This window comes from Nocardioides lacusdianchii, from assembly GCF_020102855.1.
Classification (GTDB): domain Bacteria; phylum Actinomycetota; class Actinomycetes; order Propionibacteriales; family Nocardioidaceae; genus Nocardioides; species Nocardioides lacusdianchii.
In genome coordinates this window covers 86372-107509 of record NZ_JADHZD010000003.1, presented here as the reverse complement: position 1 = coordinate 107509, position 21138 = coordinate 86372, and the positions used below count along the sequence as shown (strand labels likewise).

Below are 21138 nucleotides of genomic sequence, written 5' to 3'. Positions count from 1 at the left end.
ACAGACCAGGCGGCGGGTCGCTCAGATCTCGTCGTCGACGTACGCCGGACGCGCCACGCGCAGGCCCGCGAGGGTCAGCGGCACGGACGTCAGCGCGAGCAGCACGAGCACCAGCTGCCAGTCGCCGGTCGCGTCGTGGAGCAGCCCGACAGCGAAGGGCCCGACCGCGGCGAGGGCGTAGCCGATGGGCTGCACGAAGCCGGACAGCTGGGCGGTGACGGACGGGTGGCGGGTGCGCGCGGTGATGAGCGCGATGGCGGTCGGGAAGGCGAGCCCGGAGAAGCCGAGCAGCAGCGCCCACAACCACGGGAGCGTGGCCGGGGCGAGGAGGAGCCCGGCATAGCCGAGGAAGAGGGAGACGCCGAAGGACACCATCCAGGCGTGCAGGCCGCGGTCCCGGGCGATGACGGTGGGCATGGCGAGGGCACCCAGGATGCCGACCCCCGACAGCAGCGCCTGCAGCGCGCCCGCGGACGAGGCGGACAGCCCGGCGTCGCGGTAGATCTGGGGCAGCCAGCCGAACTGGACGTAGGCGTGCATCGACTGGATGCCGAAGAGCACGGTCAGCGCGATCGCGGTGCGCGAGTGGGCGATGCGCCCGCTCGGGGCGGGACCGCCGCTGACGCTGTGCTCGGACGGCGAGCGGCGCTCGCGCAGCGCCAACCAGCCCCACAGCGGGGCCGCCACCAGGAGGACCAGGCCCCACATGCCGAGCCCGACGCGCCACGATCCGGTCGCTTCGGTGACCGGCGCCGTGACGAGCGCGCCGAGCGTGGCGCCGACGACGAGGCCGGTGCCGTAGACGGTCATCAGCACCACGGCGTGGCCGTGGGCCTTGATCCACGCCGGGACGATCACGTTGCAGACGGCCATGCCGGCCAGCGCCAGCACGGTGAGGACGAGCAAGATCGGCACGCTGTCGGTCGTCACCCTCAGCAGCAGCCCGACCGCAGCAGCGGCGAGGCCGACCGCGACGGACGCGGTCATCCCGACCCGGCGCGCGAACCCGACGGCCAGCGCCCCGACCAGGCCGAAGCACAGGCCCGGCAACCCGGTCATCGCGCCGGCCACACCGGCGGTCATGCCGAGCCCCTCGCGCACCTCCTCCAGGACCGGTCCGGGCGAGGACGCGCCGGCACGCAGGTTGATGGAGACGAGGACGACGGCGGCGAGGAGGAGCCCGAACGGGACAGCGGCGCTGCGGGTGGGGCGGGTGTCAGCGTCGGGCACGTGCGCCGACTCTAGACACCGCGATTCGGGCCACCGATCTGGGCAGCACCAGCAGTGCGCCGAGGACCAGTGTCGCGACGACGACGAAGGCCGTCGCCGTGCCCTGCCCCGCGGCCTGTCGCAGCACCATGCCGCCGACCAGCGCCCCGAGCCAGACCACCACGCCCGAGGTCACCGCCGCGGGCGGGCGACGGGTCGCGGCCAGCGCAGCCCAGGCGAGCAGCGCGCCGACGAGGAAGGGCCAGGCCGTCGACCACCAGCCACCGGCGGTGAGGGTGCCGTAGTGGCTGAGCCGGCCGACGACCGCGAAGACGCCGACGAGCAGGAGGTCGATCAGCAGCCACATGCCCGCCAGCCTAGGGAGCGCGCGGATAGTCTCGGCGCATGAGGTGGGGCGCATGAGGTCGACGGTCCACTGGGGTGTCGCGCACGGCCTGCCGACGCTCCTGCTGCGCCGCGCCGCCGACCGCGGCGACCTCCAGGCCCGGCTCATCCGCGTCGGCTCGCTCGGCACCGACGACGTCTTCGACCTCGTCGAGGAGATCCGGTCGCGCGGTCCGCTCTACCGCTCGCGGATCGGCCACGTCGCCACCAGCCACGCTGCCGTGCGCCACCTCCTCACCAGCGACGACTTCCGCACCGGCCTGCCGACGACGCAGGGGCCGGTCGGGCGGATCGCGCGGTGGGCGGCGCCGACCACCCTCCACCCGGTCGAGCCGCCGTCGCTGCTGGTCACCGAGCCGCCCGACCACACCCGCTACCGCAGGCTGGTCACGCGCGTCTTCACCATGCGCGCCGTCGAGCGGCTGCGCGAGCGCACCGAGGAGATCGCCGCGGACCTGCTCGACGCCCTGGAGCCGCGCGCGTCCGGACCGGTGGACCTCGTCGAGGCCTACTGCGCGCAGCTGCCGGTCACCGTCATCGCGGAGGTGCTCGGGGTGCCCGAGCGCGACCGCGCCCGCGTCCTGGAGTTCGGCTCCGCCGCGGCGCCGAGCCTCGACCTGGGCCTCGGGCTGCGGCGCTACCGCTCGGTGTCGCGGGCGCTGGCGGACTTCGACGCCTGGCTCGGCCACCACCTCGACCACCTGCGCCGCCACCCCGGCGACGACCTGCTCAGCCAGCTGGTCGCCGTACGCGACGACGGCGCCGGCCTGAGCGAGACCGAGCTCAAGGCCACGGCGGGCCTCGTGCTCGCGGCAGGCTTCGAGACCACCGTGAACCTGCTCGGCAACGGCATCGCGCTGCTCCACGACCACCCCGAGCAGCGCGCGCGGGTGGTCGCCGACCCGTCGCTGTGGACCAACGTCGTCGAGGAGGCCCTGCGCCTCGACCCGCCGGTGCTGCTGACCGGCCGGATGGCGGTGCGGGACACCGAGGTGGCCGGGCAGCCGGTGCGGGCGGGCTCGATGGTCACCGCGATCCTCGCCGGCGCCAACCGCGACCCCGAGGTCTTCGCGGACCCGACCCGCTTCGACGTCGCGCGGGTCAACGCACGCGAGCACATCGCCTTCTCCGCCGGTCGCCACCACTGCCTCGGCGCGCAGCTGGCGCGGATGGAGGGCGAGGTGGGGCTGCGGGCGATCTGGCAGCGCTTCCCCGACCTGCGCCTCGAGCCGGGGGCGCGGCGGCGCGAGACCCGCATCCTGCGCGGCTTCGAGACGCTTCCTGCCACGTTGCGGCCCTGAGGGAGCAACCGACGGGGTAGGTTCCCCCGGTGCCGATCCGGGGAGCAGTACGCCTGCTCGTGCTGCTGCTGACCGCTGGGGTCCTGTCCGTCGCGGGGCCCGCTCTCGCCGCCGAACCGGTGCCGCGACCCGTCCTCGACGTCGACTTCCCGGACCCCGCGGTCGTCTCCGCGCCGGGCGGTCTGGTGGCGTACGCGACGGGCGACCGGGTGCCGCACGCGTGGTCGCGCAGCGCCGACGGCCCGTGGCGGCGCGGCGGCAGCCTGCTGTCCCACCGGCCGTCGTGGTCGCGCGACGGTGGCATCTGGGCCGTCGACGTGGCGCGGGTGCGTGGTCGCTGGCTGCTCTACTACGCCACCCCGGTGAAGGGGATGGGCGAGCACGGGCGCTGCATCGGCGTCGCCCGCTCGACCTCGGCGCGCGGGCCGTTCCGCCCGGTCGGGCGCGCCCCGCTCGTCTGCCCGTCCTACGCCGGCACGCCGACCGCCCAGGACCCGCTGCTGCCGCGCGACCCCACGCTGCCCCGCGCCGGCGTGATCGACCCGTCCTTCTTCCGTGACGTCGACGGGACGGCGTACCTGCTCTACAAGACCGACCGGATCCCCTCCACGCTGCGGATCGTGGCGCTGACGCGCGACGGTCAGTCGGTGGGCGCAGGAGCGACCAGCGTGGAGCTGGTGCGCTCGCCCGGCGTCATCGAGAACCCGGTGCTCACCCCGCGCCCCGAGGGCTACGTGCTCCTCATCTCGGAGGGCGACTGGACCCGCTGCGGCTACCGCACCCGCTGGCTGCGCTCGACGGCGTTGCTCGACTGGACGCTCGCGGAGAGCGGGACCCTGCTCGACACCGCGACCACCGGGCTGTGCGGCCCCGGCGGCGCCGACCTGGTCGAGACGCCCGACGGGCGCACGCTCGCCTTCCTGCACGGCTGGACCTGTCGCGGCACCACGCTCCCGTGCGCCGGCACCGGCAAGTGGGACCACAAGCCGCGCCAGCGAGGGCTGCGGTCGATGTACGCCGCCCGCCTCGACTGGGTCGGTGGGCTGCCCGTGGTCGCGGAGTGGCTCCGCGCGCGCTGAGGCTCCCTCGACCTAGGCTCGGGTCCATGCCTTCCGAGTGGGACACCCACACCGCCCTGACCGCGACCGGCGACGGACTCTTCGGCGCCGACCTCGACGCCGGTTGGCTCGTGGGCGGGGGCGTCAACGGCGGCTACCTCCTCGGTGTGGTCGGAACCGCGATCGCCGAGGCCGTGCCGGCGAAGCCGCACCCGCTCGCGGTGAGCGCCCACTACCTGTCTGCCGCACGGCCCGGATCCGCGCAGGTCTCGACCCGGGTGCTGCGCGAGGGCGGCTCCGTCGCGACCGTGTCGGCGGAGCTCGCCCAGGAGGGGTCCACCCGCATCAGCGTCCTGGCGACGTACGGCGACCTGCGCGCCATGCCGGACGACGTCGCCACCACGGCCGAACCCCCGCGGCTGCCCCCGCTCGAGGAGTGCGTGGCCGGCTCGCTGGCGCCCGAGGAGACGCGCCGCGTGGCTCCGGTGATGGACCGCTTCGACATGCGGTTCGACCCGGCGTGCATCGGCTGGGCCATGGGCGCCCCCAGCGGTCGCGGGCACATCCAGGCCTGGTTCCGGATGGCCGACGGCCACGACGTCGACCCGGTCGCCCTGCTCATGGTCTGCGACGCGCTGCCGCCGGTCACCTTCGACCTCGGCCGGCCCGGCTGGGCCCCGACCCTCGAGCTCACCGTCCACGTCCGCGCCGTCCCGGCGCCGGGGTGGCTCCGGGTCTCGCACCGGACCCGCAACATCGCCGGCGGCATGTTCGAGGAGGACTGCGAGGTCTGGGACTCGGCCGACCGCCTGGTAGCCCAGAGCCGCCAGCTGGCGATGCAACCCCGCGCCTGACCTGCGCGCTTGCGGTTGAGTCGCTGGGAGACTCAACCCGTATCCCGGGCGTGTCGCGGTGGCGGTCCCGCCTCGTCCTCGCCCTTGAGTCTCCCAGCGACTCAGCCGCGAGTCAGCCCCGAGTCAGCGGAACCAGGCCCGCTCCATCGCGACGATCCAGCGCCGTCGCGGGTGCTCGGTGAGCGACCAGATGCGGTCGGTGGACGGCCAGTAGGACAGGTCCTCCGGGCCCATCGGCAGCGCGCAGCGGCGCCGCCGCATCGACCCCGGCCGACCGGCGTACACGCTGCCGGGCATCCACGGGCCGTGGGAGACGCTGACGTGGAAGCGTCCGGCCGCGATCACCGCTCCCTGCATCTGCCGCACCCCGCCGTCGTCGAGGGCCAGCGGCCGGGAGAACCCGTCGTCGCCGGTGGAGAGCTGCCACGTCGTCGGGTCGAGGGGGTAGCGGGCCAGGCGGGTGGTCGCGCCGGCGCGCAGGGCGTACTCGCCCGCGACGAGCGCCGGCGGGTCCGAGCTCCGGTCCAACGACATGAAGGAGTAGCGCAGCTTCTCGTGGCCCTCGTCGGTGAAGGCCTGGTGGGTGAACCGCACCGGCAGGACGTATCGGTGGCCGAAGGAGTGGACCGCGGTGCCGTCGACGCCGAGACGGTCCGGGTGGTCGTCGTCGCCGGGGACCCGCATGATGTCGTCGACGCGGGCGGTGACGAAGCCGCGGCTGGTGGCCGCGACGTGCAGGTAGGGGCCGGCCCAGACGATGCCGCCGGCGTGGATGTTCATCGGCCGCAGCACCAGGCGGCCGTCCTCGTCGAGCACCGGGGAGACCAGCAGCACGTGGCGGTAGGTGCCCGCGTCGAGGTCGACGAAAGTCACCCGCGAGCCGCGCTTGGTGCCGTCGCGGCCCGTGGAGTACCACGTCGTGACCAGCACCCGGCGGCCGTCGACGTCCTCGGTGTCGGAGGCGTCGGCGCTCGTCGAGATGCCCTGGGGGTACCACTGCTCGTCCCGCTCGTCGTAGTCGTCCCAGCGCCACGCCTCCCGCACCGCGCGCCCGAGCAGCCGGGGCACCCGGGCGCGCCGGACGCGGTACTTCAGGTCGGCGAGCAGCCCCCCGAGGCCGGCGGGCTCGCCGAGGAGCTCGGCGAGGGCGGCGATCTCCCGCACGTTCTCGTCGGTGCGCTGCAGGTGCACCCCCTCGACGTACGGCATCTCGGACGCGGTGGACATGGGGTGACCCTAGCCAGCCGGGGGCGGGGCACAATCACCCCCGTGAGGGCGATCTTCTTCGACGAGGACGACGCGCAGGCGGTCGTCGCGCGGCTGCGTGCCGACGGATTCGAGGCGCACGTCGAGCGTGAACGGCTGGCCGGCGAGGACGACGACGAGGACCACCCGTGGGCGGTCGTGAGCGACGCCCCGGCCTTCATGCTGGAGGTCCTGGTGGACACCCACGACGGCTGGCTCGACGAGGACGACGGAGGTCCCGGCACGGGTGCGGAACACAGCGACCCCCTCCCGCCGTTGCACCTCCCGACCGCGCCGAAGCGCATCAAGCGCCCCGACCTAGGCTGAGGAAACATGACCGACCGCCGCATCCTGCTCGTCCACGCCCACCCCGACGACGAGTGCATCGGCACCGGGGCCACCATGGCCCGCTACGTCGACGAGGGCGTCGGCGTCACCCTCGTCACCTGCACCGCCGGTGAGATGGGCGAGGTGCTCGTGCCGGACCTGTCGCACCTGGCCTTCGAGGAGAAGGGCGGCCTGGGCGAGCACCGTCGCGGCGAGCTCGACGAGGCGATGAAGGTCCTCGGCGTCACCGACCACCGCTTCCTCGGCGGCTTCGGCCGCTTCCACGACTCCGGCATGGCCTGGCACGAGGACGGCCACGCGGTCGCGGCCGAAAAGATCCCCGACAACGCCTTCTGGACCGCCGACCTCAACGAGGCCGCCGACGAGCTGGTGAAGGTCATCCGCGAGGTCCGGCCCCAGGTCCTGGTGACCTACGACCAGTTCGGCGGCTACGGCCACCCCGACCACATCCAGGCCCACCGCGTCGCCATGTACGCCGCCCAGCTGGCCGCCGCGCCGTCCTACAAGCGCGAGCTCGGCGAACCGCACGACATCGCGAAGATCTACTGGACGGCGATGAGCGAGTCGCGGATGCGCGCGAGCCTGCGGGCGCTGCGCGAGTCGGGCGACGCCGAGACCTTCAAGGGCATGGAGCCCGACGGCAAGCTGCCTGCCTTCGTGACCCCGGACGAGCTCATCAGCGCCCGCGTCGACGGCTCGAAGACGGTCCAGCGCAAGATGGACGCCCTCGCCAAGCACGACACGCAGGTGGAGACGGACGGGGGCTTCTTCTCAGGAGCCGAGAGCGGCCACGCGTGGTGGTCGGAGGAGTTCTACCGCCTCGTCAAGGGCACCCCCGGTCCGATCGACGCGGACGGCTTCGAGGACGACCTCTTCGCAGGTCTGTGAGGCCGCTGGCCGCTGTCCCGGCCGCCCTGCTCGTCGGCGCCGTCTCCGGTGCCGCCGGGACGCTGCTGCACCAGCAGTGGTGGGGACTCGCCCTCGCGATGGGCACCGGTCTCGTCGTGCTGGCCTGGCTGCCGCCCGGGGTGGTCCGCCTCGCCTTCGCCCTCGGGTGGTGGGTCCCGGTCGCACGCGGCGCGCTGGAGCGCCCGGCGGGCGGCTTCCTGATCTCCGCCGACACCGCCGGCTGGTCCTTCCTCGCCGGCTCCGCGGTCCTGCTCCTCGCCGCCCTCGCGACGGTCGCGTCGGGTCGTCGGCGCCCCGCGGACCGTTCCGGGGATCACGGGGTTCGGCGCACGGCGACCTAAACTCGCGGCGTGCCGAAGAACCAGCAGCGTCCCGACGGCCAGCCCCGCGACAAGGCTGGTGCCTCTGTCGTCGTGTGGCTGCTGCTCGGCCTCGTGGTCCTGTTCGGAGGGCTCTACGTCGCCGCGCACTACGTCGCGGGCGACAAGGTGCCGCGCAACACCACCGTGTCCGGCGTACGCATCGGCGGGCACCCGCAGGGCGAGGCCGCGCAGCGCCTGCAGGCAGGGCTCGCGGACCGGGTGAACCGGCCCATCGCCACCACCATCGAGGGCGAGCAGGTCGCGATCGACCCGGCCCGCGCGGGCCTGGCGGTCGACTACGACGCCTCGGTCGCCGAGGCCGGCGGCGAGCGCAGCTGGGACCCGGTGCGCCTGTGGAACTACTTCACCGGCGGCGACGACTTCGAGGCCGAGGTGGAGGTCGACGAGACGGCGTACGACGCCCAGCTCGCCGAGCTCGACCAGCAGCACGGCGCCACGCCCCGTGACGGCGCCGTGGCCTTCGACGGCATCGACATCCGCACCACCAAGGCGCGCACCGGCAAGGCGCTCGACCCGAGCGAGACCCTCGCCGCGCTGCAGCAGGCCTACCTCGAGGACTCCCCGGAAGTCGTCGCGCTGGAGAGGTCGGAGGTCGCCCCCGACATCGACGCCGGTGACGTGCAGGAGGCGCTCGACGGCTTTGCCTCACCCGCTGTCGCGGCGCCGGTGACGCTGGTGTTCGAGGGCTCCGAGGTCAAGGTCTTCCCCGAGGACTACACCGCCGCGCTGAGCCTGGTCGCCACCGACGGTGAGCTCGTGCCCACCCTCGACGCGAAGGCGCTGACCGCGGTCGTCGACACCCGGGTCACCAGCGGCGCCCCGGTCGACGCGACCGTCGCCCTCGTCGACGGACGCCCGCAGGTGGTGCCCGCCCGTCCGGGCGTGACCTTCGACCCCGCCGAGCTCGAGGCAGGCTTCCTCGACGCGGTCGCCCGTCCGCAGGGCGAGCGCCGCATCGACCTCACCGCCACGGTCGCGAAGCCGGACTTCACCACCAAGGAGGCGCGGGCGCTGAAGGTCCGCGAGGAGGTCTCGTCCTTCACCACCTACTTCCCCTACGCGGAGTACCGCAACATCAACATCGGCCGCGCCGCGGAGATCATCGACGGCACCCTGCTGAAGCCGGGCGAGACCTTCTCGATGAACGACATCGTCGGGGAGCGCACCGAGGCCAACGGCTTCACCGAGGGCTTCGTCATCAACGACGGCATCCTCGTGGAGGACCTCGGTGGCGGTGTCTCCCAGATGGCGACCACGCTGTTCAACGCGATGTTCTTCGCCGGCCTCGAGGACGTCGAGCACAAGCCGCACTCCTTCTACATCGACCGCTACCCGGTCGGCCGCGAGGCCACGGTCGCGTGGGGGGCCATCGACCTGCGCTTCACCAACGACACCCCCTACGGCGTGCTCGTCGACACCTCGTTCACCGACTCCACGCCGTCGTCGTCCGGCGCGGTGACCGTCACGATGTACTCGACGAAGCACTGGGACATCACCACGACGACGAGCGGCCGCTACAACCTCACCCAGCCCGAGGTGCGTCGCCTCGACACCCCCGACTGCTACCCCAACGAGGGCTACGGCGGCTTCGACGTGGACGTCGTGCGCTACTTCCGACCGGTCGGGGCGAACACCGAGACCCGCGACGACGAGGTCTTCCGCACCACCTACACGCCGAGCGACACCGTCATCTGCACCAACCCCGACGCCGCCGACGAGTAGGCCGCCTACGGCGCCAGCCGGTGCAGGTCGCGCGGGAAGAGCGTGACCTCGCGGACGTTGGCCGCCTCCACGAGGCGGGCCACCCAGCGCTCCAGCCCGATCGCGAACCCGCCGTGCGGCGGCATCCCGTGTCGGAACGCCCGGAGGTAGGACTCGTACGCCGACGGGTCCTCGCCGCGCGCCCGGATCGCGCGCTCGTAGTCGCCCGGCCGGTGCAGCCGCTGGCCGCCGGTGACCAGCTCGAGGCCGCGGAAGAGCAGGTCGAAGGAGTTCGACCACCGCTCGTCCCCGGGCTGCGGGTGCGTGTAGAACGGCCGCTTCGCCATCGGGTAGCCCTCGACGGCGACGAAGTCGCTGCCGTGCTCGGCCAGCGCCCACGCACCCAGCGCCCGCTCGTGCTCGGGCGCGAGGTCGGGCTCGTCCGCCGGTGCCCCGACCAGGGCGAGCGCGTCGGCGAAGTGGACGACGGGGATCTCCTCCGGTACGACGGGCAGCCGGGCGCCGGTGAGCGCCAGGGCCTGCTCCGCCTCCGCCGCCGCGCCGACCATCCCGGCCAGCGCCTCGCGCAGGACCCGCAGCACGTCGCGGTGGTCCTCGATGAAGCCGAGCTCGACGTCGAGCGAGCGGTATTCCGCCAGGTGGCGCACCGTGTCGTGGGGCTCGGCGCGGAAGACCGGCCCCACCTCGTAGACCCGCTCGAAGACCCCGACCAGCTGCTGCTTGGCGAACTGCGGGCTCTGCGCCAGGTGGGCAGGACGCCCGAACCAGTCGACGGTGAAGACCGACGAGCCGGACTCGGTGGCCGTCGCGACGATCTTCGGGGTGGCGACCTCGGTGAAGCCCAGCGCGTCGAGGGTGGCCCGGAAGCCGCGCAGCGACGCCGCGGCGAGCTCCCAGCGCGCCTTCTGCGCGGGGTGGCGCCACAGCACGGGGGCATGGTCGAGCAGCGTCGGCAGCGAGACGTCGAGCGAGGGCCGCCACAGCTCGGCAGGAGGTGTCGCGGCGTCGTCGGTCAGCGGCTCGACGTACGCCTGCGTGACCTCGATGCCGCCGGGTGCCTGCGCGTTGGCGGTGGCGGTGCCGGTGACCCGGACGGTCGTCTCCACCGGGGACCCGGGGGCGGTGCTGGACAGGTCGTGGCAGAGCGTTCTCATGGATTCCTCCTGGCGTGGTGAGGCCCAGGAGGTGTGGGCGGAGGGCTGGGTCGCGGTGCCACCACACCTTCGCCGGCGGTCCCGTGGGTGCCGGCCTCTCGTCGATGACGTCGTACGCACGGACGGCGCTGCTCTGCCTCCGGGGGAGGAGGGGGTTCGTCACGCCCCGCGTCGTCGGACAGGAGCGTAGGTCGATCCGGCGGGTCGCGGCGACCGGTTTTCCTCAGCGCGCGACGAGGTAGCGGTTGGTGTGGTGCGTGGTGAAGCCGTGCTGCTCGTAGAGCGCGATCGCGCCCGCGTTGTCGGTCTCGACGTGCAGCAGCGCCGTGGTCGCGCCGAGCGAGGCACCCCAGTCGAGGACCTCCGCCAGCACGGCGGTGGCCAGGCCCCGGCGCCGGTGGGCGGCGTCCACCACGAGCGACTCGACCAGCAGCCAGTCCCCGGACAGCACCCCGCGCCCGGAGGCAGCACCTCCGTCCAGCGCCACCGCGACGGAGCCCGGCAGTTCCTCGACCTCGGCCGGGACGTCGGGAGCAGCCGAGCGCACTGACCTCAACGCCCGCGCCACGGACGCCAGCTGGGCGTGCGCGTCGCCGTCGCCCATCGGCGCGAACCCGAGGGGTGCCAGCGTCTGCTCGACCTGCGATCCGCGCTGCACCTGCACCGTCGGCACCTGGTCGAGGGCGTCGTAGAAGCGGCGTACGCCCCACGCGGCGTCCGCCCACCCGATGCCCGGGTCGTCCATGGCGAGCGCGGAGTTGCCGCGTCGGCGGAGCCGGCCGCCGTGCGGGGGAGAGGCCCGCAGCTGCCACTGCCCCAGCGGCTCGGTGGTGATCGACGTCCAGAGCGCCGCGACGTGCTGCTCGACCTCCTGCGCGGCGACGCGGGCGCGCACCGACGCGCGCGGCGGAACCGGCTTGCCGGTGACCACGTCTGCCAGGCGGATCTCCACGGGGCCGTGCCGCTCCCGGTCGACCGTGAGCGAGTCCGCGCCCCACTCGGTGCAGGTGCCGAGGACGTCGGTGGCGCGGCCGTCGGGGAGCAGGTGGCGCACCACGACCCGCTGCCCGACGACGTGGGGACCGAGGCCGTGCCTGCCCACGCCAGTCTCGTCTGACTGGGGTTCCGGCGCATCGGTCATGGCGAGATACTAAGGTTGCCCGCGTCCCACCCCGTGCCCCCTCAGGAGGATCCGGTGACCTACGTCATCGCCCAGCCGTGCGTCGACCTCAAGGACCGCGCGTGCGTCGACGAGTGCCCCGTCGACTGCATCTACGAGGGCAAGCGGATGCTCTACATCCACCCCGACGAGTGCGTCGACTGCGGCGCCTGCGAGCCGGTCTGCCCGGTCGAGGCGATCTTCTACGAGGACGACACCCCGGAGGAGTGGAAGGGCTACTACGACGCCAACGTGCACTTCTTCGACGACCTCGGCTCGCCCGGTGGCGCCGCGAAGATGGGCGTCATCGACAAGGACCACGAGCTCGTCGCCGCGCTGCCCCCGCAGGAGCACGACGAGTGACCTGCGCCTTCGGTGGCTGAGGTGCGAGCGGAGCGAGCCTCGAAGCCACTCGTCTCGCAGCGCCTCCCGGACTTCCCCTGGGACAAGCTCACCGCCCACGCGGCCACGGCCCGCTCGCACCCCGACGGGGTGTGCGACCTGTCGGTGGGCACCCCGGTCGACCCGACTCCGCAGGTCGTCCAGGACGCGCTGCGTGAGGCTGCGGACTCGCCGGGCTACCCGACGACCATCGGCCTCGAGGCCACCCGTCGGGCAGCGATCGACTGGCTGGCCCGCCGCCACGGCGTGAGCGGGCTCGGGCTCGACGGCGTGCTGCCGGTGATCGGCTCCAAGGAGCTCATCGCCTCGATGGCGGTGCACCTCGGCATCGGTGCCGGCGACCTGGTCGGCTACCCGGCGCTGGCCTACCCGACGTACGAGGTGGGCGCGGCGCTCGCGGGTGCCGACAGCCTCGCCACCGACTCGCTGACCGCGTTCGGCCCCCGCACGCCGCGGCTGCTGTGGATCAACAGCCCGGCCAACCCCAGCGGCCGGGTGCTGCCGCTGGAGCACCTGCGCAAGGTGGTCGACTGGTGCCGCGAGCGCGGCACGCTGCTGGTCTCCGACGAGTGCTACCTCGAGTGCGCCTGGGAGGGTGACGCGCCCCTGTCGGTGCTCGACCCGCAGGTCAACGGCGGCTCGCTGGACGGCATCCTCGCCGTCCACTCGCTGTCCAAGCGGTCCAACCTCGCGGGCTACCGTTGCGCCTTCGTCGCCGGTGACCCCGCGGTCGTGGGCGAGCTCCTCGCGGTCCGCAAGAACCTCGGCCTCCAGATGCCCGCGCCCCAGCAACGCGCGATGATCGCCGCGCTGGAGGACGACGACCACGTCGCCGAGCAGCACGCCCGCTACGCCGCCCGGCGTGCGACCCTGCGGGCGGCGCTCGAGGCCGCGGGCTTCCGCATCGACCACTCCGAGGCCTCGCTCTACCTCTGGGCGACCCGCGGGCAGGACTGCTGGACGACCGTCTCCGAGCTGGCCGAGCGGGGCATCCTCGTGGCGCCCGGCGAGTTCTACGGAGCTGCCGGACGCGAGCACGTACGCGTCGCCTTCACGGCCACCGACGAACGGGTCGAGGCGGCGGCCGCGCGGCTGCGCGGCTGAGGAGTCAGTCGAAGACGTCCACGTGGACGTGGTCGCGGTGCTCGAGGATCGCCCGGTCGCCGCCCGACGACGACGGCACGCGGTAGTCCCGCCAGCCGTCGCCCGCCCACGACCCGGCCTGCCAGATGCGGTCGTCGAAGATGATGGTCCTGATGTCGAGGCGGTCGGCGTTGGCGACGAGGTAGGACGCCATCGCCCAGCCCCGCTTGGTGTTCTCGGCGTTGATCGGGCGGAAGAACACGTCGACGGCCCGCCCCTCGTAGTGGGCCGATCCCTCCATGTGGCCGCTCGAGACGCCGCCCGGCTCGAACCCGCCGAGCGACAGCTGGCCGAAGCGCTGCTCGAGGTCACGGCGTACGACGGTGGCGCGCGGCACCAAGCCGGTCTCGTCGAGCTCGTCGCTGGCCTCGTCGGCGTCGCCCGGCACGTCGCACCACAGGGCGCCCGGCGAGTTGCCGGTCAGCGCGGAGGCCAGCGTCCGGCCGTCCTTCTCGTGGTCGGCGTAGGCGTCGGGGTAGGCCGAGCGCTGCACCTCCTGCGCGGCGACCGTGATCTCCATCGTGTCGTAGCCGTCGACCTGCGCGAGGGCGTCGTAGAAGGCGTTGGTGGCGTAGACGGGGTCCGTCAGCTGCTCGACGGTGCCCCAGCCCTGCGACGGTCGCTGCTGGAAGAGGCCGACGGAGTCGCGGTCGCCGTAGTCGATGTTGTAGAGCTTCGACTCCTGGTAGGCCGTGGCCAGCGCGATGCTCGCGGCGCGCGCGGGCATGCCGCGCTCGACCGCCACGGCCGTGATGAGCGCGGCGTTCTCGGCCTGCTCGAGGTCGACCTCGACGGTGTGGCCGTCTACCTCCGCGGTGCACCCGCTGGTGTCGAGGATCGACGGCACCCCGCCGCGATCGACGACGACGAGCGCGGTCGCCACCGCGCCGGCGGCCACGAACGCCCCGATCGCGGCCTGGCGCAGGGACGGCATGGCTAGTTGGCGTGCAGTGCCGCGTTGAGGGCGATCCCGTCGCCCTTCCACGGCACTGCCTCGATGGCGCCGCTGACCGAGTTGCGACGGAAGAGGATGTTGTCGACCCCCGAGAGCGTGGCCGCCTTGACCACCTGCGGCTTGCCGTCGATGTCGTTGACGGTGACCTTGGTGCCGGCGGTGACGTAGCAGCCGGCCTCGACGACGCAGTCGTCGCCGAGGGAGATGCCGATGCCGGCGTTGGCGCCGAGCAGGCAGCGCTCGCCGACGGAGATGACCTCCTTGCCGCCTCCCGACAGCGTGCCCATGATCGAGGACCCGCCGCCGACGTCGGAGCCGTCGCCGACGACCACGCCGGCGGAGATGCGGCCCTCGACCATCGACGTGCCGAGGGTGCCGGCGTTGAAGTTCACGAAGCCCTCGTGCATGACGGTCGTGCCCTCGGCGAGGTGGGCGCCGAGCCGGACCCGGTCCGCGTCGGCGATGCGTACGCCGCTGGGCACGACGTAGTCGACCAGCCGCGGGAACTTGTCGACCCCGAAGACGGTGACGTGCTGGCCGGACGCGCGCAGCCGGGCACGGGTCGTCTCGAAGCCCTCGACCGCGCAGGGGCCGGCGGAGGTCCATACGACGTTGGTGAGCAGCCCGAAGACACCGTCCATCGACATGCCGTGCGGCTTCACCAGCCGCGTCGAGAGCAGGTGCAGCCGCAGCCACACGTCCTCGGTCGTGGCCGGGGCGTCGCCGAGGTCGGCGATCTCGACCAGGCGCACCTCACGGCGTACGCCGCGGGCCCCGTCGTCACCCTCGAGCGCAGTCAGCTCCGCCGGGGCCTCGCCCTCGGTCGCGCCGAGGACGGGGGAGGGGAACCACGCGTCGAGGACGGTGTCGCCGTGCAGGGTCACGAGGCCGTAGCCGGAAGCAGCAGTCACGCGGCAAGGGTACGGAAGCGGCCCCACCCGGCCGGGTGGAGGGCTACTGCCCGGCGCGGCCGTCCACGCACTCGCGCACGAGGTCGGCGTGCCCGCAGTGGCGGGCGTACTCCTCGACCATGTGGACCACGATGTCGCGCACCTCGACGGGATCACCGTGCACGTCGACGATCGTGTCGAGGTCGGTGCGCTCGAGGACCTCGCGGGCGTATGCGATCTCGGACTGCCACAGCGCGTGCGACTCCCGCACCAGCTCGTCGTCGGCCTCGGGGAAGGTGAAGCCGGCGTCCTCGGCCTCGTCGCCGAACAGCCGCGGCAGGTCCATCCGCGCCTCGATCACCCGGCGGAACCAGCTCTGCTCGACCCGTGCCATGTGCCGCACCAGCCCGAGCAGCGAGATGTTCGACGGCGGCACCGCCTTCGTCGCCAGCTGCGCAGCGTCGAGGCCGTCACACTTCAGCGCCAGCGTCTGGCGGTAGTGCTCGAGGTAGCCCACCAGGCACTCCCGCTCGCCGCGCGTCGGCCCCAGCTGCATCCGGGGGTCCTGGTCGGTCGGGAGCCACATGCCGTCGTACCCGGGGTTCGCCATGGGGTCAGCCAACCGCACGCCTCGCGGGGTAGTCCACCGGGATATGGCTGGTAGTCCACCGGGAAGTGGCTGCCTCGACGGCGTCCTGACGACCAGATGGCGGTGGACTACGCCGACCACATCAGGTCAGACCAACTTGCTCTGTGGATGACCTGCTGGGCGGACGTGACGTGGGAAGGCTTTCCACGTGTTCGCCCCGAAGCCCTTCCACCGACGCAGACCCGGCCTCGTCGGTCCGATCCGGATGGACCCCACTGGGAGCACGGGACCCACACGCGGTCAGGCTCGCGGGCCCGAGTGGCGCAGGACGAGCCACGGGTTGTACGTCCCGGCTGCGGTCGAGGTCACTCCTGAGCAACGGATCGTCGAGGCGGCCGCCGTCCTCCGCGCTGACGAGGCGGTGACGGGGTGGGCCGGCCTGCGGTGGCAGGGCGCGGCGTGGTTCGAGGGCACGGACGGGCAGAACGGCCCGCGCGACGTGCCGCTGCTGGCACGCAGGGACCGCGCGGCGCCGAGCGGAGCAGTGGTCAGCCAGGAGTTCCTCCACCCGGACGAGATCACGACTGTCGACGGCGTTCCCGTCACACTCCCCGTGCGGTCGGTGGTCCACGAGATGAGGTACGCCGTTGCGCTGGGCGAGGCCGTGATCGCGCTCGACATGGCCTGCTACTCCGACCTCGTCAGCCTCGCCGAGGTGGCGGCGTACGTCGGGGCGCTGGGGCCGGTGACCGGGATCCAGCAGGCACGCGACGCCCTCGCCCTCGGCGACGAGAACTCGTGGTCACCCAAGGAGACGGCTATGCGGGGTGTCTGGACGAGGCGGGCCGGGCTGGTGCGACCTCTGTGCAACGCGCCGGTGTTCACGCTGGAGGGACGTCATGTCGGCACGCCCGACCTGATCGACCCCGTCCTCGGCCTGGTCGGCCAGTACAACGGCATCGACCACCTCTCGATCGCCGGAGCAGCGGCCGACACGAAGAAGGACGCTGCCTACCGCGAGCTCGGGCTCGAGACGGTGTCGATGCTCGTCACCGACTTCGCTGACCTCGACGACTTCACCCGGCGGCTGCTGGAGGCTGCTCGGCGAGCGGCGCGGCGGACTGCCCCACGGCTGTGGACCGTCGCGCCGCCGACATGGTGGACGCCGACGGACACAGTCGCGCGCCGGCGGCGGCTCGACGCGTTCGAGCGTGAGCGGGTGCTGCGCTACCGGCGTACGGCCTGAGGCGTGTCCGGGGCTCGGTGCCGGCCGTCCCCGACGTGCCGGGGTAGTCCACCGGGAAGTGGCTGGGGCGGCGGACCTGGAGCAACCAGATCCCGGTGGACTACCGCGAGCGAACGACCACATCCCGGTGGACTACCCCGGGCCAGGCAGGCACGTTCCCCCACGCCAGCTGCACACCTGCGCCAGACTCCGACCCATGAAGACGCGTCGCCGCTGGATCCGCGTGCTGGACAAGCCCGTGCGGGTGGAGGAGTCGATCACGTTCGAGGTGCCGCGCAGCGCGGAGGAGGTGTGGGACTTCATGTGGGACCCACAGTCGCTCTTCGTCATCGAGCCGGACGTGACCTACGCCGGCACGCTGCCCGGCACCCCCGACCGCCAGGTGGGGGAGGTCCAGGTGTCGATGCACCGCACCGGCCCCGAGCGGCAGCTGACCGCGCTCGAGGTGGTCGCGATGGAGCCCGGCCGGACGGCGACGACCCGCACCCTGACGGCCGCACTCCCCAGCGGCGGACGTCTCGACGTCGAGCCGACCGGCGAGCACTCCTGCCGGCTGACCCAGCGCTTCCACACCGACGTGCCGGTCGGCGTCGAGGTCGGCTACGTGGAGATCCAGCGGGCCGGCCTGCGCGAGTCGGCGCTCGAGCTGAGGGAACGGGTGCTGCGCCACTTCGGCAACTGATTCGCGCGTGCCCGAGCACACGCCGTACGATCGCCGCAGGCGTCTGAGCCGTCATCAGCGGCGAGCCTCGGGAAGAACGGGTACGGCGATCCGGCCGCGGCCCCACTAGACCCCGACGGGTGCGGCCCGACACAGCCGGAACGAGCGGTCGTCTCCCCGCCGGGGAGCGGCAAGCGAGGTGGTACCGCGGTCTGCAGATCGTCCTCGTGGTGAAGACCCGAGACGTACGACGCACCGCGAGGAGCACCCTGATGGCCTATCCCAAGGTCTCGCACACCGACGCCACGACCGTCGCGAGCAGCCCCCGCTTCCCCGAGATCGAGGAGGCGGTGCTGGCCTACTGGGAGGCCGACGACACCTTCCGCGCGAGCGTCGAGCAGCGCGAGGCGGGCGCGAGCGGCGACAACGAGTTCGTCTTCTACGACGGCCCGCCCTTCGCCAACGGCCTGCCGCACTACGGCCACCTGCTCACCGGCTACGTCAAGGACCTCATCCCGCGCTACCAGACGATGCGCGGCAAGCGCGTCGAGCGCCGCTTCGGGTGGGACACCCACGGCCTGCCGGCCGAGCTCGAGGCGATGCGCCTCAACGGCATCAAGACCACCGACGAGATCGTCGAGCTCGGCATCGAGAAGTTCAACGAGGCCTGCCGCCAGTCCGTGCTGAAGTACACCGGCGAGTGGCGCGACTACGTCACCCGACAGGCGCGCTGGGTCGACTTCGACAACGACTACCGCACCATGAACCCCGAGTTCATGGAGTCGGTCATCTGGGCCTTCAAGCAGCTGCACGACAAGGGCCTGGTCTACGAGGGCTTCCGCGTCCTGCCCTACTGCTGGCAGGACGAGACGCCGCTGTCCAACCACGAGCTGCGCATGGACGACGACGTCTACCAGATGCGCCAGGACCCGGCCGTCACCGTCGGCTACGACGTCACCACCGACGGTCCGTTCAGGGGCGTCAAGGTCCTCGTCTGGACGACGACCCCGTGGACCCTGCCGTCCAACCTCGCGGTCATGGTCGGCGAGGACATCGACTACGTCGTCGTCACCTCCGACGGCCCCACCGGCAACCCCGAGCGCTACCTCATCGCCGAGGCCCGGCTGGCCTCGTACGCCCGGGAGCTGGGCGAGGCGCCCGAGGTCACCTGGCGCGGGACGGGCGCCGACCTCGTCGGCCTGGAGTACGCCCCGCCGTTCAGCTACTACGCCGGCCACGAGCGCGCCTTCCGCCTCGTGCCCGCCGAGTTCGTCACCACCACGGACGGCACCGGGCTGGTGCACACCGCCGGCGCCTTCGGTGAGGACGACAAGGTCGTCACCGACCGCGAGGGCATCGAGGCGGTCATGCCGGTCGGCAAGGACGGGCGCTTCACGTTCCCGGTCACCGACTACGAGGGCATGCAGGTCTTCGACGCCAACCTCCACGTCATCGACCACCTCAAGGCCGCGACCCGGGGCGAGGGGGAGACCGGCTCCGTCACCCCCGGCACCGTCCTGGTGCGCCGCGAGACCTACGACCACTCCTACCCGCACTGCTGGCGGTGCCGGCAGCCCCTGATCTACAAGGGCGTCTCGTCGTGGTTCGTCGAGGTGACCAAGGTCAAGGAGCGCCTGATGGCGCTCAACCAGGACATCCGCTGGGTGCCCGACCACATCAAGGACGGCCAGTTCGGCAAGTGGCTGGAGAACGCCCGCGACTGGTCGATCACCCGCAACCGCTTCTGGGGCAGCCCCGTCCCGGTGTGGAAGTCCGACGACGAGCACCACCCGCGCGTCGACGTCTACGGCTCCTTCGACGAGATCGAGCGCGACTTCGGCACCCTGCCGCGCGACAAGGACGGCAACCCCGACCTCCACCGCCCGTTCGTCGACGAGCTGACGCGTCCCAACCCGGACGACCCGACGGGGAAGTCCACGATGCGGCGCGTCACCGACGTCCTCGACGTGTGGTTCGACTCGGGCTCGATGAGCTTCGCGCAGGTGCACTACCCGTTCGAGAACAAGGACTGGTTCGACCACCACTTCCCCGGCGACTTCATCGTCGAGTACATCGGCCAGACCCGCGGCTGGTTCTACACGATGCACGTCCTGGCCGGCGCGATCTTCGACCGACCGGCCTTCTCGACGTGCCTGAGCCACGGCATCGTCCTGGGCAACGACGGCCAGAAGATGTCGAAGTCGCTGCGCAACTACCCCGACGTCCGCGAGGTCTTCGACCGCGACGGCGCCGACGCGATGCGCTGGTTCCTCATGTCGAGCCCGATCCTGCGCGGCGGCAACCTCGTCGTCACCGAGCAGGGCATCCGCGACTCGGTCCGCCAGGTGCTGATCCCGCTGTGGAACAGCTGGTCCTTCTTCACCCTGTACGCCAACGCGGCGGGCGGCGGCGCCGGCCACGAGGCGACCTGGCGCACCGACAGCGCGCACCCGATCGACCGCTACATCCTGGCCAAGCTGCGCGACTACGTCGCCGCGATGACCGACCAGCTCGACAACTACGAGGTGGCGGCGGCGTGCGACTCGACGCGCAGCTTCCTCGACGTGCTGACCAACTGGTACATCCGTCGCTCCCGCGAGCGCTTCTGGGACGAGGACGCCGACGCCTTCGACACCCTCTACACCGTGCTCGAGGTCGTCTGCCGGGTCACCGCGCCGCTGATGCCGCTGACGACCGAGGAGGTCTGGCGCGGCCTCACCGGCGAGCGCTCGGTGCACCTGGCCGACTGGCCGGCCGCCGAGGACCTGCCGGCCGACGACGCGCTGGTCGCCTCGATGGACACCGTCCGCGACGTCTGCTCGGCCGGATCGGCGCTGCGCAAGGCCGCGAACCTCCGCAACCGGCTGCCGCTCTCGCGGCTGACGGTCGTCACAGAGGCCGACCTCACCGGCTTCGACTCGCTGGTGGCCGACGAGCTGAACCTCAAGTCGGTCGAGCTCTTCGCGACCGACGCGCCCGAGGCAGCGGCGTACGGCGTCTCGCAGCGCCTCACGGTCAACGCCCGCGCGGCCGGCCCGCGCCTGGGCAAGGACATCCAGCTCGCGATCAAGGGCTCCAAGTCCGGCGACTGGTCGGTGGCCGAGGACGGCACCGTCACCGCAGGTGGGCTCGCGCTCGTCGAGGGGGAGTACGCCCTGGAGACCGTCGCCGGCTCGTCGGCCGACGACACCGCCATCGGCATGCTGCCGCGCGGCGGCTTCGTCGTCCTCGACACCGCCGTGACGCCGGAGCTCGAGGCCGAGGGCACCGCGCGCGACCTGGTGCGTGCGGTGCAGCAGGCCCGCAAGGACGCCGGGCTCCAGGTGAGCGACCGGATCGCGCTGACGATCTCGGCGCCCGCCGCCACCCTGGACGCCGCGCGGACCCACGAGGCCCTGATCGCCGAGGAGACGCTCGCCACCAGCGTGGCGTACGCCGATGCCGACGAGGTGGCCGTCGAGGTCGCCCGGGCCTGACGCACACGACATCTCGGGGGAGACGTACG

At 72.7% G+C, this 21138-nt stretch carries 20 protein-coding genes; 12 read left to right on the top strand and 8 right to left on the bottom strand.

Features of this window, described 5'->3' with window-relative positions; all coding sequences use genetic code 11:
• Positions 1 to 21 precede the first annotated feature (21 nt).
• Positions 22 to 1230 carry an MFS transporter gene (locus tag IRX98_RS05095; protein ID WP_224274406.1) on the bottom strand — a complete coding sequence of 403 codons (1209 nt, stop codon included), beginning with the start codon at positions 1228 to 1230 and terminating at the stop codon, positions 22 to 24.
• On the bottom strand, positions 1217 to 1576 hold the full coding sequence (locus tag IRX98_RS05090; RefSeq protein ID WP_224274403.1) for a DUF3054 domain-containing protein: 360 nt from the start codon (positions 1574 to 1576) through the stop codon (positions 1217 to 1219). Before IRX98_RS05090 ends, IRX98_RS05095 begins: the two co-directional genes overlap by 14 nt.
• A gap of 52 nt (positions 1577 to 1628) precedes the next feature.
• Between IRX98_RS05090 and IRX98_RS05085 the strand changes: the two genes are divergently transcribed.
• From IRX98_RS05085 to IRX98_RS05075, 3 genes are read left to right on the top strand one after another with little or no spacing between them, the layout of a single operon-like run.
• The gene (locus IRX98_RS05085) at positions 1629 to 2915 is read left to right on the top strand and encodes a cytochrome P450 (RefSeq protein WP_224274401.1); all 1287 of its coding nucleotides are present in this window, start codon (positions 1629 to 1631) and stop codon (positions 2913 to 2915) included.
• A gap of 29 nt (positions 2916 to 2944) precedes the next feature.
• Positions 2945 to 3994, top strand: coding sequence for a glycoside hydrolase family 43 protein (locus IRX98_RS05080; protein ID WP_224274398.1), 1050 nt, complete (start codon positions 2945 to 2947; stop codon positions 3992 to 3994).
• 26 nt (positions 3995 to 4020) lie between these two features.
• Positions 4021 to 4827 carry an acyl-CoA thioesterase gene (locus IRX98_RS05075; RefSeq protein ID WP_224274396.1) on the top strand — a complete coding sequence of 269 codons (807 nt, stop codon included), beginning with the start codon at positions 4021 to 4023 and terminating at the stop codon, positions 4825 to 4827.
• A gap of 123 nt (positions 4828 to 4950) precedes the next feature.
• Here IRX98_RS05075 and IRX98_RS05070 read toward each other — a convergent pair whose 3' ends face one another.
• Positions 4951 to 6054: a hypothetical protein gene (locus IRX98_RS05070; RefSeq protein WP_224274394.1), complete on the bottom strand. Its 1104-nt coding sequence runs from the start codon at positions 6052 to 6054 to the stop codon at positions 4951 to 4953.
• A 42-nt stretch (positions 6055 to 6096) separates the two neighbouring features.
• Between IRX98_RS05070 and IRX98_RS05065 the strand changes: the two genes are divergently transcribed.
• The 4 genes from IRX98_RS05065 to IRX98_RS05050 are packed head-to-tail and all read left to right on the top strand — an operon-like array spanning position 6097 to position 9434.
• Entirely contained in the window at positions 6097 to 6399 is a 303-nt protein-coding gene (locus IRX98_RS05065; RefSeq protein ID WP_224274391.1) for a hypothetical protein, read from the top strand.
• A 6-nt stretch (positions 6400 to 6405) separates the two neighbouring features.
• On the top strand, positions 6406 to 7308 hold the full coding sequence (mshB, locus tag IRX98_RS05060) for an N-acetyl-1-D-myo-inositol-2-amino-2-deoxy-alpha-D-glucopyranoside deacetylase (RefSeq protein ID WP_224274388.1): 903 nt from the start codon (positions 6406 to 6408) through the stop codon (positions 7306 to 7308).
• Positions 7305 to 7670, top strand: coding sequence for a hypothetical protein (locus IRX98_RS05055; protein ID WP_224274386.1), 366 nt, complete (start codon positions 7305 to 7307; stop codon positions 7668 to 7670). Before mshB ends, IRX98_RS05055 begins: the two co-directional genes overlap by 4 nt.
• Positions 7671 to 7679: 9 nt before the next feature.
• Positions 7680 to 9434, top strand: a complete 1755-nt coding sequence (locus tag IRX98_RS05050) for a VanW family protein (RefSeq protein ID WP_224274384.1) — start codon at positions 7680 to 7682, stop codon at positions 9432 to 9434.
• A gap of 5 nt (positions 9435 to 9439) precedes the next feature.
• Here IRX98_RS05050 and aspS read toward each other — a convergent pair whose 3' ends face one another.
• Both aspS and IRX98_RS23340 read right to left on the bottom strand, forming a co-directional pair.
• Positions 9440 to 10588, bottom strand: coding sequence for an aspartate--tRNA(Asn) ligase (gene aspS, locus IRX98_RS05045; protein ID WP_224274383.1), 1149 nt, complete (start codon positions 10586 to 10588; stop codon positions 9440 to 9442).
• Between the two features lie 223 nt (positions 10589 to 10811).
• Positions 10812 to 11690, bottom strand: a complete 879-nt coding sequence (locus IRX98_RS23340; protein WP_224274382.1) for a GNAT family N-acetyltransferase — start codon at positions 11688 to 11690, stop codon at positions 10812 to 10814.
• 93 nt (positions 11691 to 11783) lie between these two features.
• Here IRX98_RS23340 and fdxA point away from each other — a divergent pair, with 93 nt between their 5' ends.
• Both fdxA and dapC read left to right on the top strand, forming a co-directional pair.
• The gene (gene fdxA, locus IRX98_RS05035) at positions 11784 to 12110 is read left to right on the top strand and encodes a ferredoxin (RefSeq protein WP_056604759.1); all 327 of its coding nucleotides are present in this window, start codon (positions 11784 to 11786) and stop codon (positions 12108 to 12110) included.
• A gap of 21 nt (positions 12111 to 12131) precedes the next feature.
• Positions 12132 to 13253, top strand: coding sequence for a succinyldiaminopimelate transaminase (gene dapC, locus IRX98_RS05030; RefSeq protein WP_224274381.1), 1122 nt, complete (start codon positions 12132 to 12134; stop codon positions 13251 to 13253).
• Positions 13254 to 13257: 4 nt separating this feature from the next.
• On the opposite strand, the gene IRX98_RS05025 is transcribed toward dapC, so the two are convergent.
• From IRX98_RS05025 to IRX98_RS05015, 3 genes are read right to left on the bottom strand one after another with little or no spacing between them, the layout of a single operon-like run.
• Positions 13258 to 14226 (bottom strand): VldE C-terminal domain-containing protein, encoded by a 969-nt coding sequence (locus IRX98_RS05025; protein WP_224274380.1) that lies wholly within the window; start codon positions 14224 to 14226, stop codon positions 13258 to 13260.
• A gap of 2 nt (positions 14227 to 14228) precedes the next feature.
• Entirely contained in the window at positions 14229 to 15158 is a 930-nt protein-coding gene (gene dapD, locus IRX98_RS05020) for a 2,3,4,5-tetrahydropyridine-2,6-dicarboxylate N-succinyltransferase (protein ID WP_224274379.1), read from the bottom strand.
• Positions 15159 to 15201: 43 nt separating this feature from the next.
• Positions 15202 to 15747, bottom strand: a complete 546-nt coding sequence (locus IRX98_RS05015; protein ID WP_224274378.1) for a DinB family protein — start codon at positions 15745 to 15747, stop codon at positions 15202 to 15204.
• Positions 15748 to 16066: 319 nt separating this feature from the next.
• On the opposite strand from IRX98_RS05015, the gene IRX98_RS05010 reads away from it, so the two are divergent.
• The 3 genes from IRX98_RS05010 (at position 16067) to ileS (ending at position 21109) form a co-directional block, all read left to right on the top strand.
• Positions 16067 to 16972 carry a hypothetical protein gene (locus IRX98_RS05010; RefSeq protein WP_224274376.1) on the top strand — a complete coding sequence of 302 codons (906 nt, stop codon included), beginning with the start codon at positions 16067 to 16069 and terminating at the stop codon, positions 16970 to 16972.
• Between the two features lie 196 nt (positions 16973 to 17168).
• A complete protein-coding gene (locus IRX98_RS05005; RefSeq protein ID WP_224274374.1) occupies positions 17169 to 17654 on the top strand; it encodes an SRPBCC family protein in 486 nt (161 codons plus the stop codon).
• Positions 17655 to 17905: 251 nt separating this feature from the next.
• The gene (gene ileS / locus IRX98_RS05000) at positions 17906 to 21109 is read left to right on the top strand and encodes an isoleucine--tRNA ligase (RefSeq protein ID WP_224274372.1); all 3204 of its coding nucleotides are present in this window, start codon (positions 17906 to 17908) and stop codon (positions 21107 to 21109) included.
• Positions 21110 to 21138: the final 29 nt, after the last annotated feature.